This window comes from Pseudomonas sp. Seg1 (genome assembly GCF_018326005.1).
Lineage (GTDB): Bacteria > Pseudomonadota > Gammaproteobacteria > Pseudomonadales > Pseudomonadaceae > Aquipseudomonas.
Genome location: NZ_AP021903.1, coordinates 191,493 through 205,462, shown reverse-complemented (window position 1 = coordinate 205,462; position 13,970 = coordinate 191,493). Strand labels below are relative to the sequence as shown.

General features: G+C 62.6%; 7 protein-coding genes. All 7 read right to left on the bottom strand.

Going from position 1 to position 13,970, the window contains the following annotated elements; translation table 11 throughout:
• Positions 1 to 14: 14 nt before the first annotated feature.
• A complete protein-coding gene (locus tag KI231_RS00840) occupies positions 15 to 959 on the bottom strand; it encodes a sulfotransferase family protein (RefSeq protein ID WP_213027180.1) in 945 nt (314 codons plus the stop codon).
• Positions 947 to 1,732, bottom strand: coding sequence for an aspartyl/asparaginyl beta-hydroxylase domain-containing protein (locus KI231_RS00835; RefSeq protein ID WP_213028724.1), 786 nt, complete (start codon positions 1,730 to 1,732; stop codon positions 947 to 949). The genes KI231_RS00840 and KI231_RS00835 overlap by 13 nt, the downstream gene beginning before the upstream one ends.
• Positions 1,729 to 2,334: an adenylyl-sulfate kinase gene (gene cysC, locus KI231_RS00830; RefSeq protein ID WP_213027179.1), complete on the bottom strand. Its 606-nt coding sequence runs from the start codon at positions 2,332 to 2,334 to the stop codon at positions 1,729 to 1,731. The genes KI231_RS00835 and cysC overlap by 4 nt, the downstream gene beginning before the upstream one ends.
• Positions 2,318 to 3,835: a TolC family protein gene (locus tag KI231_RS00825; protein ID WP_213027178.1), complete on the bottom strand. Its 1,518-nt coding sequence runs from the start codon at positions 3,833 to 3,835 to the stop codon at positions 2,318 to 2,320. Before KI231_RS00825 ends, cysC begins: the two co-directional genes overlap by 17 nt.
• Positions 3,836 to 3,881: 46 nt before the next feature.
• The gene (locus tag KI231_RS00820; protein WP_502937317.1) at positions 3,882 to 11,108 is read right to left on the bottom strand and encodes an Ig-like domain-containing protein; all 7,227 of its coding nucleotides are present in this window, start codon (positions 11,106 to 11,108) and stop codon (positions 3,882 to 3,884) included.
• Positions 11,109 to 11,247: 139 nt separating this feature from the next.
• Complete coding sequence (locus KI231_RS00815; protein ID WP_213027176.1) at positions 11,248 to 12,093, bottom strand: sulfotransferase family protein; 846 nt, start codon at positions 12,091 to 12,093, stop codon at positions 11,248 to 11,250.
• A gap of 150 nt (positions 12,094 to 12,243) precedes the next feature.
• Complete coding sequence (locus KI231_RS00810; protein WP_213027175.1) at positions 12,244 to 13,824, bottom strand: glycosyltransferase family 39 protein; 1,581 nt, start codon at positions 13,822 to 13,824, stop codon at positions 12,244 to 12,246.
• Between the last annotated feature and the right edge of the window lie 146 nt (positions 13,825 to 13,970).

Here is a 13,970-nt window from a genome sequence, read left to right as displayed (position 1 = left end):
GCGAAAGAACGCTTTCAAGCGTTGCGCAGCAACTCAAGATCCAGAAACGAACGCTGGGCAAAGTAACGCACCCGCTCCTCCAACAGCGCCGAGGCCTCACGACGCTTGTCTTCACCATCGGCAACGAAGGGTTGCGACGGCTGCTTCGCGTGTAAATCCACCGCCGCAAACACCTGCTGGCGCTGTACATCATCCAGGCGGAAAAACCGTGCCAACCGCCCCGCCATTGCCTCTGGCAATTCGCTGTAATTCACCGGCAATCCACCCGAGTCGCGGCAGTGGATCAACCCGGCCTCAAGCAACCGCCCCAAACGTCGGGCGATGAAATCCTCGCGACCTGCGAACGGCAAACCATCCTCCAGCACGCAGTCACCGAGCATGCCCGGCACCATGTGCATGCCCGGGCGACGCAAATGAGAGACGGCGATTTCCAATGGATCGCGATACACAAACAGCCACGGCGTATGCGGAAAACATTCCTGCAACAACGACCATTCGCCGATGTTCCAGGCATCCAGTTTGATCACCAGTCGCTGTTCTTCGCCTCGGCGGCGCTGCCCGTATGCCGAAAGCAACCCATTGATCGCGGCCTGGCGCTCAGGCGCAGGCAGATCACTGCGCAACAACGCATCGAGCGGCGGCGGTTCGGAGATCACGATGTGATCGTCGAGCCGGGCGAGCATCTGGCTGATCAGCGTCGAGCCACAGCGCGAGGCGTGCAGAATGAAAGCGCTTGGCGCCAGACCCGGACTCTGCGCATGCCAGTCGCTGAGCGCCGCCAGTGGCGTCTGCCGACGGAAAACCTGATTGAAGGGCAGGCGCAGTGCATCGTCGACCGCGTCGCGGAAAAACGGCTGATGCAGCGGCCTGTCGCCGAACCAGCACCAATCCACCTGCCACTGCCCGGCAATCGGCCAGATACCAATCGGCAACCAGCCGTCGAGGTTCAGCCGTTCCATTGTTGATTCCATTGCCGACGACCGTTGCGCATCGCCGCACGAAGTTCTTCACGCGAGAACGGCAAGCCTCGTGCGGCAGCCAGTTCCAGAGTTCGGCTGATGAACTGTTCAGGATCGTGCAGCTCCCGCAAGGCTAGCGCCAGCGAGGTATCGTTGGCGACCAGCCGTTGAAAACTCTGCAACGTCGTCTCTGCCAACTGCGGTTCAGGCGTGCTCGCCAGGCCTTCAGCAATCCGCTCTTCCAGCCACGCATCGGGCCGACAGTCGAGGACCAGATGCACCCGCGCCGACCTATCACGGTTGTCCACCCGATGCGGTCGCGCCAGATCGAGAAACCAACACTCGCCCGTCCTCATGGGGATGCGCTGGCCGTCGAGCCAGAAGTCCACGTCGGGCGGGCTGAGCAAGGGAATGTGCAGACGCCGATCGGCATCCGGGCCATCGAGATCGTAATCGCGGTGTTCGTGAATCCGGCCACCCGGCCCAAGGCGCAACAAGCGTGCACTGACGATTTTCAACGGCAGATCGCGCAGCCCCTGTCGCCACCCATCATCCTGCAACCACGGTGCGCGACGCAGCGGCTCGCCGCTTCCGGGGGACAACTCGGTCAGCGCATCAGCCGCCGAAATCAGCGCCACGCCGCTCCAGTCTCCCGAAAAGTAATCTGTATTGAAGTGACCGTGCCAAGCGTCATCGGCAATCGCCGCCAGTGCTTGCAACAACAGCGGCAAATCCACTGTCACCGGCAGACGTGAAAACGCCGGACGGCTCATGCGTGTGGCAACACCGAGCACTCGCCGAGCCAGGTCAGCAGGCAATCAAGGCAGGCCTCGACCGATTGCACCCCGGTGTCGACCACCAAAGACGCCTGCAACGGTGGCTCGTACGGTGCCGACACCCCGGTAAACCCCGGCAATTCACCGCGTCGCGCACGGGCGTAATGCCCTTTCGGATCACGCTGCTCGCACACCGCCAACGCGGCGTTGCACCAGACCTCGCAATAGTCCTCACCCAAGCGTTCAGCGAACACTTCGCGTAACTCTGCCAATGGCGCAATCATCGCCAGAATCACGATCTGGCCATTTTCGACCAGCAAAGCGGCCAGTTCACTGGCGCGGCGAATGTTTTCCCGGCGATCCGCATCGGTGAAGCCCAGATCGCGGTTGAGGCCGACGCGCAAACCATCGCCGTCGAGCACCACGCTCTGCACACCTCGCGCGAACAACTCAGCGTGCAGCGCTTGCGCCAGCGTCGATTTGCCCGCCGCCGGAAGCCCCGTCAACAGAATCGCCGCACCTCGATGGCCGTTGCGGGCTTCGAGTTGTGTGCGGCTGATGCTGGCGCTCGGCGCCAGCACATCACTGCGCCGAGGCATGGGCGACTGCCGGCACCGAGATATCCCCCGCCGCCCACGCCGACTCGCGATTGGCCAGCGCGGTGGCGATCGACTGCACTTCGGTGGATTGCACCTGATCAGGCAACGGATCGAGGCCGGCGCTGGCGAAGATCTGGCCGTAGGCATTGCGCAGATCGGCGTACGACAGGTCGCGACGCAAATCCGCCTGCAAGTTGTTCAACTCGCCCTGAATCAGCTCCAGTTCACCAATACCGGCAGCCTGATGACGATTGCGCAATTGGCCGACGATTTGCCCGTCAATGTCGGACAGTTGTTGGTTGGTCTTGAACTGGCGCAAGGCTTCTTGATAGTTGGCGTTGGCCACATAGAGCTGCGCCAGCACCGCAATCGACATCGCCTGACGCCGCGCACTGGCGACTTCTTCGCCAGCCTTGGCGACGTTGATCGCCGCCGGCGCGGAGATCACGTTGAACAGGTTCCAGGTGACTTTGACGCCGTAGTCGGCCCAGCCCTGCTCGACCAGGAAGGAGTTGCTGTCGTAATGCCCGCCCGCCGAAAACTCCAGGCCCGGCAACAGACGCAACATGGCTTTGCGGGTTTCGGCGGCGCTGATGCGCGTCTGGTAATCCTGCTCGCGCAGTTCCGGGCGGCTGGTCAGGGCTTCTTGCTCAAGCTTGGCCAGACCAACCTTGAGCTCGGGAATCTGGTAGCCGTCATCGGTAGCCAGGGTCAGGTTGGTGCCCAATGGCAGGTTGATCAGCGTCGCCAGCTCGGTTTTCGCCAGCGACAAGGCGCGGCGCTGTTCTTCCAGCTGTCGGGTGGCTTCGATCAGCGAACGCTGATAACTCAGCGATTGCACCGGATCACCAATGCGTTGATCGCTCAGGGTCTGGCTGTTGTCGCGGGCGGTCTGCACCCGCGCCATCAGGCTGTCGATCTGCTTGAGCAGACGTTCGGCGGCCATTGCTCGCCAATAGGCCGAGCGCACGTCCTGGACGATGGTGTTGATCACTTTGCGCCGCCGTTCCTGCACGATCAGGCGCTGGTCGCCCTGCTGTTTGGCGCTGATGTAGCTGACGCCGAAGTCGAGGACGTTCCAGACCATGGTCAGGTCGGCAACCTCGCGGTCACGATCCTGCGAGGTCGACGGTTCCAGAGACTGAGTGCCGGTACGCACGCTCTGGCTGCTGGAGGCGTTGACGTTGTTGCGCCCGACGTACCCGGCATCCAGTGCCATGCGCGGCAGCATGTCGAAACTGGCGAGGTCGAGCTGCCGCTTGGCCAGCGCTTCCTCCATGATTTTCAAACGACCTTCGAGGTTGTATTTCACCGCGCGGGCCATGGCCTGGTGCAGGGTCAACGGGCCGCGCAGCGGTTCCTGATCCTTGTACATGCTTTGCAGATCGGTTCTGGCTCGTTGTTCGCTGACGCTGCGCTCAATCGGCTCACTGGTCACTGCACATCCGCTGATCGCCAGCGCCAGCAGGCTGGCGCCGAACAACTTCTGACTTGTCTTCATCCCTGGATCGCCCCTAGGTCCCGCACAGTGTTGAGTAGTTGTTTGTTCAAGCCGACATTTCGCTGATGCCGATCTGTTGCAGAGCTGCCGCCAGGCTGTCGACCCGCTGCTGCTCGGTGTCTTTGAGTTGTTGCAGTTGCTGCCCCAGTGTCGGTGCGCCAAATACGCCGCGCAGGCCCTGGGAAACATCGCCGGCCTTGAGCGACTGACTGCCGAAGGCGTTCAAGGAATCACGCTCGGTACCGCTGTTCTGGTTGAACAGGCTCGCCAGCGTGCTGCTGGCGAATACGCCACCATCGCCACCACCAAAGCCGAGGAAGCCGTGGCCGGAACCGTCGCCGCCGCTGTCACTGCTGCTGAACACCTGCGCGATGAAGCTGCGGCTGAGGGCCCCGTGATTGATGAAAATATCGCCAATCGGACGAATGCCGTTGCCGATCACCCGTTGTTCGAACAACGGCGCGAAGGTCAGCGGTGAACCGAGATCGCCGGTTGGCGCAGTGAAGATGACCGGTTGCAGCGGCACGTTCGGCGGCGGTGGTGGCACCACCGGGTCGCTGCTGCGAATGAGCGGATCCGGAATGACGACGCTGGTCGGCGTGGTCGGCACGGTTGGAGGAATGATCACCGGCACGGTGTTGATGGCGTAGTTATTGGAGCTGCTGACTCCGCTGCCGCTGTTCCCGGACGCATCGCTGACCCCGGTACTGTTGACGCTGATCGCGTTGCTGGCGCTGTTGACGTTGGCGTTCGGCGTCAGGGTTGCGGTCCAGGTTTTGCCGCCATCGCTGCTGCTCAGGTTGGACAAGGTGCCGTTCGCCACCACGAGGTCTGACAGATCGAAACCGCTGACTGCCTCGTTGAAGGTAATGGTCACCTGCGAGGTCTGACCGATGCCCATGTTCGGGTTGGCGATGACGACCGTGGCGGTCGGCCGTTCGCTGTCCAGCGCGTAGTTGTTCGACACCGCGACGGTACTGCCGACGTTGCCGGCCAGATCGGTGACATTGCTGGTGTCCAGCGCGATGAAATTGCTTGGATCGGTCACGCTGGCCGTCGGGGTGAACGTCGCGGTCCAGGTCTTGCCGCCGTCGCTGCTGCTCAGGTTGCTCAAATCGCCGTTGGTCACGCTCAGGTCGGACAGGTCGAAATTGCTCACCGCCTCGCTGAAGGTGAAGGTCACCGTGGTGGTCTGGCCGATACCCAGGTTTGGATTGGCGACCACGATGTTGACGGTTGGCCGCGTAGCGTCGAGCGCGTAGTTATTGGAAATCGCAACGCTCGCGCCAATGTTGCCGGCCAGGTCCTGCACGCCGGCGGTGTCGAGGATGATCAGGTTGGTCGCGTCATTGACGTTGGCGGTCGGCGTCAGCGTAGCGGTCCAGGTAACGCCGCCGTCGCTGCTGGTCAGGTTCGACAGCAGACCATTGGCAACGCTGATGTCCGACAGGTCAAAACCGCTGACCGCTTCGCTGAAGGTGATGGTCACCGTGGTGGTTTCACCGATGCCCAGGCGATTGTCGGCGACCACGATAGTGGCGGTCGGCAGCGCCGTGTCGATGGCGAAGTTGTTCGAATCGGTGGAGCCGACACCGCTGTTGCCCGAGGCGTTGGTCACGCCGGCATTGTTGAGGGTGATCAGATTACTGGTGTCGGTAATGTTGCTGGTTGGCGTGAACGTCGCCGTCCAGGTCACGCCGCCGTCGCTGCTGCTGACGTTGCTCAGGGTGCCATTGGCAATGCTCAGATCGGCATTGTCGAAACCGCTGACGGCCTCACTGAAAGTGATGGTCACCGTGGAAGTTTCACCGGCCTTGAGCGCGGTATCCGCGACGACAATGGTCGCGGTCGGCACTTCGGTCTGCACCGCGTAGTTGGCCGAGTTGGTGGTACCGGTGCCGGTGTTGCCGGTCAGATCGCTGATGCCGCTGTTGTTCAGGACGATCAGATTGGTGGCATCGCTGACGCCGATGGTTGGGGTAAACGTCGCCGTCCAGGTGATGCCGCCGTCGCTCGACGAAACGTTACTCAGCGTGCCGTTGGCGACGCTCAGGTCGCTATTGTCGAAGCCGCTGACCGCTTCGCTGAAGGTGATCGTGACGAGCGCTGATTCGCCGGGACGCAGATCGCTATCACTCATGACGATCGTGGCGGTCGGACGCTGACTGTCGACCGCGTAGTTGTTCGAATCGGTGGTGCCGCTGCCGGTATTGCCCGCCAGATCGGCGATGCCGGTGTTGTCCAGGGTGATGAGGTTGCTGGTGTCGGTGACTCCCGCAGACGGCGTGAACGTTGCCGTCCAGGTGATGCCGCCGTCACTGCTGCTGACCGCGCTCAACGTACCGTTGGCGATGGTCAGGTCGGCGTTGGTGAAGCCGCTCACCGCCTCGCTGAAGGTGATGGTCACCAGCGAGGTCTCACCGACACCCAATGCCGTGTCGGCGACCACGATGGTCGCGGTCGGCCGTACGGTGTCGACGGCGTAGTTGTTCGAATCGGTGGTGCCGCTGCCGGCGTTGCCGGACAGATTTTGCACGCCGGAATTGTCGAGGGTGATCAGGTTAGTGGCGTCGGTGATGTTGCTGGTTGGCGTGAAGGTTGCCGTCCAGGTGATGCCGCCATCGCTGCTGCTCACCGCCGTCAGGGTGCCGTTGGCAATCGTCAGGTCGGCATTGGTGAAACCGGTCACTGCTTCGCTGAAGGTGATGGTCACCAGCGAGGTCTCGCCGATTTTCAGCGAGGGGTCGGCAATGATCACGGTCGCCGTCGGCACTACGGTGTCGATGGTGAAGTTGCCGGAATTGGTGGCGCCGGTGCCGGCGTTACCGGCCAGGTCGGCGATGCCGGCATTGGCCAGGGTAATGACGTTGGTTGCGTCATTGATTCCGGCCGCCGGCGTGTAAGTCGCGGTCCAGGTAATACCGCCATCGCTGCTGCTGACGGCGGTCAATGTGCCGTTGGGAATCGTCAGGTCAGCATTGGTAAAGCCGCTCACCGCTTCCGAGAAAGTGATGGTTACCAACGACGTTTCACCGGCGCTCAGGCTGGCATCCGCCACCAGGATGGTGGCGGTCGGGCGCTGACTGTCGACCGCGTAGTTGTTGGAATCGGTGGTGCCGCTGCCAGCATTGCCAGCGAGGTCGGCGATACCGGTGTTGTCCAGGGTGATGAGGTTGCTGGTGTCGGTGACTCCCGCAGACGGCGTGAAGGTGGCCGTCCAGGTGATGCCGCCGTCACTGCTGCTGACCGCGCTCAACGTACCGTTGGCGATGGTCAGATCGGCGTTGGTGAAACCGCTCACCGCCTCGCTGAAGGTGATGGTCACCAGCGAAGTCTGGCCGACGCCGAGCGCCGTGTCGGCGACCACGATGGTCGCGGTCGGCCGTACGGTATCGACGGCATAGTTGTTGGAAACGGTGGTGCCGCTACCGGCGTTGCCGGACAGGTTTTGTACGCCGCTGTTGTCGAGGGTGATCAGGTTGGTGGCGTCAGTGATGTTGCTGGTTGGCGTGAAAGTCGCCGTCCAGGTGACGCCGCCATCGCTGCTGCTCACCGCCGTCAGGGTGCCGTTGGCAATCGTCAGGTCGGCATTGGTGAAACCGGTCACCGCTTCGCTGAAGGTGATGGTCACCAGCGAGGTCTCACCGATTTTCAGTGAGGTGTCGGCAATGATCACAGTGGCTGTCGGCAGCACCGTGTCGATACTGTAATTGTTGGAGTTGGTCGTGCCGCTGCCGGCGTTGCCGGCCAGGTCGGCAATGCCGGTATTGGCCAGGGTAATGACGTTGGTTGCGTCGTTGATCCCCACCGTCGGCGTGTACGTCGCGGTCCAGGTAATCCCGCCGTCGCTGCTGCTGACGGCGGTCAATGTGCCGTTGGGAATCGTCAGATCGGCGTTGGTAAAACCGCTCACCGCTTCCGAGAAAGTGATGGTTACCAACGACGTTTCACCGGCGCTCAGGCTGGCATCCGCCACCACGATAGTGGCGGTCGGGCGCTGGGTGTCGATGGCGTAGTTGCCGGAATCGACGGTGCCAGTGCCGGCGTTGCCCGCCAGGTCGGCGACGCCGGTCTGGTCGAGGGTGATGACGTTGGTGGCATCGGTGATGTTCGCGCTCGGCGTGAACGTCGCGGTCCAGGTCACACCGCCGTCGCTACTGCTCACCGCCGTCAACGTGCCGTTGGCAATGGTCAGGTCGGCGTTGGTGAACCCGCTCACCGCTTCGCTGAAGGTGATGGTCACCAGCGAGGTCTCAGCGATTTTCAGGCTGTTGTCAGCGAAAACGATGGTCGCGGTCGGGCGCACGGTATCGATGGCGTAGTTGTTGGAGTCAGTAGTGCCGCTGCCGGTATTACCATTCAGATCGCTGATACCGGTGTTGTTCAGGGTGATCAGGTTGGTCGCATCGGTGATGCTCGCGGTCGGCGTGAAAGTCGCCGTCCAGGTGATACCGCCATCGCCGCTGCTGACCGCCGTCAACGTGCCGTTGGCGATGCTCAGGTCGGCGTTGGTGAACCCGCTCACCGCTTCGCTGAAGGTAATGGTCACCAGCGAGGTTTCGCCGATTTTCAGCGCGTTGTCGGCGACGACGATGGTCGCCGTCGGCCGCACGGTGTCGATCGCGTAGTTGTTGGAATTGGTGGTGCCGCTGCCGACGTTGCCGGCCAGATCATTGACCCCGGTGTTGTCCAGCGTGATCAGGTTGGTGGTGTCGGTGACGCTTGTGGTTGGCGTCAGCGTGGCCGTCCAGGTAATGCCGCCGTCGCTGCTGCTCAGCCCGCTAAGGATGCCGTTGGCCACGGTCAGATCGGCGATGGTGAAACCACTCACCGCTTCGCTGAAAGTGATGGTCACCACCGAGGTTTCGCCTGCCGCCAGATTGGTGTCGGCAACAACAATGGTCGCCGTCGGCCGTACGGTATCGATCGCGTAATTGTTCGAGTCGGTGGTGCCGCTGCCGGCGTTGCCCGCCAGGTCAGCGATGCCGGTGTTGTCCAGGGTGATGAGGTTGGTGGTGTCGGTGATGCTGGCGGTCGGGGTGAACGTCCCCGTCCAGGTAATGCCGCCGTCGCTGCTGCTGACTGCCGTCAGCGTGCCATTGGCGATGGTCAGGTCGGCGTTGGTGAAACCGGTCACGGCTTCACTGAAGGTGAAAGTCACCAGCGAGGTATCACCGATCTTTATTGCCGTATCGGCCATCACAATGGTCACGGTCGGCCGGGCGGTATCGATCGCGTAATTGACGGAGTTGGTCGTACCGACGCCCGCCACGCCGTCGCTGATCGCATTTACCCCAGTGTTGTCGAGGGTGATCAGGTTGGTGCTGTCGGTGATGTTGTTGGTTGGGGTGAAGGTCGCGGTCCAGGTGAGGCCGCCGTCGCTGCTGCTCACCGCCGTCAGCGTGCCATTGGCAATCGTCAGGTCGGCGTTGGTGAAACCGCTCACTGCGCGGCTGAAGGTGATGGTCACCAGCGAGGTTTCGCCGATTTTCAGCGCCGTGTCGGCCATCACGATGGTTGCGGTCGGCGGCTCCACATAGGCTGTGTTGAGCGTGCCACCGTTGTTGTAGATCGCCGCGAAGGCCAACGGCACAGAACCGGTGACGCCGCCGCCGAGTTCTGTACCGCCGGCGCCGCTACCGGCAGCGTTGCCGCTGATGGCGCTGAAGTTGGCGGCGGTGATCAGCACCGTGCCGCCCTGGTTCCAGATCGCGCCGACCCCTCGCCCGCCATCACCGCCGTTCAGATTGTTGCTGCCCAGGCCGCTGCCGCCACCACCACCGCCGCCCGCGCCGATGTTGTTGCTGATGACCGAAGTACCGACGATTTTCAGGGTACCGGTGGAGGCGTTGTAAATGCCGCCGGCCGCATTACCACCGACACCGCCGACCTTGTCCCAGCCGGAACCGCCACCGCCGCCGCCAATGGAAATGGTGCCGTTACTGGCCGTGCCGCCATTGCCGCCGTTGCTGTAATCGGCCGTGCCCACCCCGCCGGCGCCGCCCGTCGTGGAGCCACCGCGACCGCCCATATGCGTCGCGTCGTAACCGCCACCGTAACCGCCGACGCCACCGCTGCCAGCCTGGCCGCCCAGCGTACCGGTGCCCGGCCCGGCGATGCCGCCATGACCGCCGCCCTGACCGCCGAGGCCGCCGCCACCGCCACCACCGCCGCCATAGTTGGCGCCCGTGACGCCACCACCGCCGCCGCCACCCGCCGCCGCGTTACCGGTGACCGAGACATTTTTCAGCGTGAGGACTCCGGCGTTGAAAATCCCGCCACCCATGGCGCCGGTCGCGCCGTAGCCACCATTGCCACCGTTGCCGGAGACCAGTCCCCGGGTGATCACCAGACCATCGAGTGTCACAGTGCTGGCCGAGGTGACTTCCACGACGCGGGTTTTGTACTGACCATCGAGGGTCACGTCCGCCACGCCGTCGTTGTTCAGGTCGCCATCGACAGTGATGCTCTTGTTGATCAGCAGTTCAGAGGTGAGTTGCACGGTCATGCCGGAGCTGAACGTGACGATATCGCCGTTCTGCGCCGACGCCAGGGCTGCCCGCAGCGAGCCGACCCCGGTGTTCGCATTGTTGGTGGCGGTCCACGTGGCCAGGCCCCACTGATATTCACTCATGGCCTTGGTCGACAGCACGTTGGCGCTTTCGATGGTGCCAGTGGCGATTTCCAGATCCCAATCGCCGCCCACACCGGTACGGTTGTTCGAAGCCGCCACATCACGGCCGGTCAGCTGTGCCAGAGAATCGACGAAGCTCAAGCCGCGATCGCCTTCAGCGGTGTAGCAGCCGTAGATCAGGATGTCGCCGCCGGCATTCATGTCCTTACCGATTTCACCGAGGATCGCGCTGCGTTGCGCGACGTTGTCGGCAGACAGATAGCTGTTGCCCAGCCACAGGTCGCCGGCATTGCCGTGCGCAATGATCTGCACCGAACTGACGCCCTGATGCTGACTGAGGTAATCGGCGATCTGCTGCAAACCGTCCTTGCTCGCATCGAGCTTGACCACTTGCGCGCCGGGCGCGACACCTTTGAGCAGGCTGTCGGCATCCTTGACCCGCGAATCGACGAACACCACGCTCTGGCCCGGCACTGCGACAGGGCTGACGGCCGGGGTGGCGTCAGCCTGACCGTGGGTGTCCTTGCTGACCGTCGGGTGATCGGCGGTGGGCGTCTTGGCCGCGTCCGCCGCGGGGTGGCTATCGGCTTGGGCTGCGGTGTCGGCCACGGTGGCGGCGACAGCGCCGTCGAACAGCATGCGCGGTTCCAGCGGCATGATCATCGGCGCCGCCAGCGTGCGTTGGCCTGCGGTTCCCTGCGCTTGCTTCTTGCTCCACCACATGTTGCTCACCCGGACTCGAACACAGTTGTTGATGCATCAATGAAAAACGCCGCGATCAGCTGATCGCGGCGTCGGACTTCATACGAATGACATTGGCGGCGCTGGCTGAGCCATCGAGCCAGAAGGACAAATCGGCGTATTGCTTGAACAGATCCGGTGGCAGGATGGTGCGCCGCGACTGCAGGGCCACCTTGGGTTTGACCTTGTGCAGGCCAGCCACGCCGAGGGCCTGATCGAATTCCGGGGCGTCATAGGCCAGGTGCTCGAAATCGTGTTCGAACCATGGCTCGCCGATGAACTCGTAGACCAGCCGCAACACCCGTTCCGGGGCCTGGGTCAGCAAGTCATAGTCGATGATCAACAGTGAATCGGCCTGTTCGCCGTAATAGGCTTCCTTGAGCGCCGCCCAGGCGAAACCGACCAGGCGATTGCGCTGGGCCAGGGTTTCGCAACGGCTGTAGACGGTGTTGCGCTCGACGGCATCGCCGAACAGTTTGGTGTTTTCATAGGGATTGGCGCGGTACAACCGCTCGAGACTGTCCATGACCCAGGCGACGTTGCGCACGCAAGCGATCACTTTGGCCTTGGGAAACAGGTCGTTCAGCGCCGGCAGCCGCGAGCTCCATTGCCGGTTGGTGTCGAACACCACCGGTTTGTCAGCCTTGTCGGCGTAGAAGGACTCAAACAGTCCACGCAGTAAACGGCGGCGCATTTGAGTGTCGATGACCGCGCCGAATTCGCTGCCGGCGCTGCATTGCTCGAGGACGCTGGAGAAGAGCGAGCCGACCGGGCTGGTCATGCCGGCGTGAAAGCGCGGGTTCTGCAAAAGAATCGCAGAAAGCAGGGTCGAGCCTGAGCGCGGCAAGCCGGAGATAAAGTGGAACTGCTGCAATCCCTTCACCGTAATCGAAAGTCCTTTTGTCCGACAAAGCGTAGTTCAACAAAAACCCTTCGACTAGTAGTGTTTTGATATCAATTCAGAGCAAGAATGACTAAGCAGCTAGTTTTTAATCGCGAATAAAAAGGTGAAACGATTTACTTCGCCCAAGGCTTATTCAGCTGCCGATTTCATCACGAACAGTCGCGCTTGAACCCCGCCGGCGTGCACCTCGCCACTGGCTTGCCAAGCCTTGGGCAGCGATGGGAACTCGCCCGGATCACCGAAGGTTCCGACCAGCCAGACCCGGTCCTTGCCGGGCAACTCGGCAAGGCTGTCGAGATAGACGTCAGCGGTTACCAGCGTGCCAAATCCGTACTCGTTCGGCCGCGTCGTATGGCCGTCCGCCGTGGGTGGCGTGTAGAGGCGCACTTGAGCGCCGGTGCGGTCGTAATAGACGTAACTCAGGTACCAGAGCATGTCACTGGTGACAATGCGGTCACCGGGCTGGAAATGCTGATTGACGTAATTCACCACATGGTCGAGCTGATCATTGCTGTCGACCGTGGCGTTGTTGTTCACGCCCACCATTTCCACCGCGATCAACGACACCAGCACCGCCAGCGCGAGCACCCGCACGCGGCTGTACAAACGGTCAATGGCCAGCGCCGCCAGCAGCGGCAGGCCCAGCGCATAAGCGGTCAGATAGCGCTCGATGAACACTGGCGTGATCCACGACACGGCAAACACCAGCACCAGCGGCAGTCCGGTGTAGAGCGCCAGCAGCACACTGCCACGGGACACGCTGCGATCACGCACCACCGCCACCGCCGCCAGCACCAGAAGCGCCAATGGCAGCGCCAGAAAAACCGGCAACGGCAGCTGCTCGCCGTCGTCCTGAATCAGCCATGACCAGACCATCGACGGCAGTGACGACAGCGTGACCGGGTCTTCCCAGCCGACATCACCACCGACTTTCAGTTGCTCCATGTGCTGCATCAGATCGAGCAGATTGGGCAGCCAGGGCAGGTACAACGCGACGATCGCCAGATTCGCCAGCCACCAACTGGCACGCTGGATATGCCGGAACCGATAACCGTGCTGCACACGGATCAGCCCCAGATAAACCCAGTGGCACAGCGCTGCCAGCACGGCGAAGTAGTGGGTGTAGAACGCGGCGCTCATCAACAGCGCATAAAACACCAGATAGCGGTGGCGCTGCGGGCGGCGGATCCAGTAGACCAGCGCCAGCGTAGCCGCGATCAACAGCAACCCGAGCAGCGAATACATGCGCACTTCCTGGCTGTAGCGCACCGCCGTCGGCAACAACGCCAGCAGCACGCCGGCGATGATTGCCGCGCGGCGCGTGGCCAGTCGATCCACCAGCCACACGCCGAGGCCGACCGCTGCAATACCGGCCAACGCGCTGAGACAGCGCAGCGCAAAAATGCCGTCGCCGAACAGTTCGATCCAACCATGCAGCAACATGAAATACAGCGGCGGATGCACATCGAACGCCGCGTGCTGCCAGATCCCGGCCAGCGAGTAACGCGCCAGCAGCAGGCTGGAGCCCTCGTCGCCCCAGATCGCCGCCGCCGTCAGGTCGTAAAAACGCACCCCCGCCGCCAGCAGCAGGATCGGCAGCAACCAGAGTTCCCTGCCCCAGCGGATCAAAGGCAAGCTGCCAAACCCCGATCCCGGTGTCGCGTGCGGGTCCTGTGTGTCGCCTACCGGTGTGACTCTGTTTACCACCATCGTTGCCTCTTCGCCGCGCCGCAAGACCACGCACCCATGAGTCGAAACCTGCCCGTCACTGTAGGTCAGCCACGGGACCACCGTCGATGCCGGTTTGCGCTTTCACGACATCCGGCAACCTTGCCAATCCGCGTCTACGCTCTGGC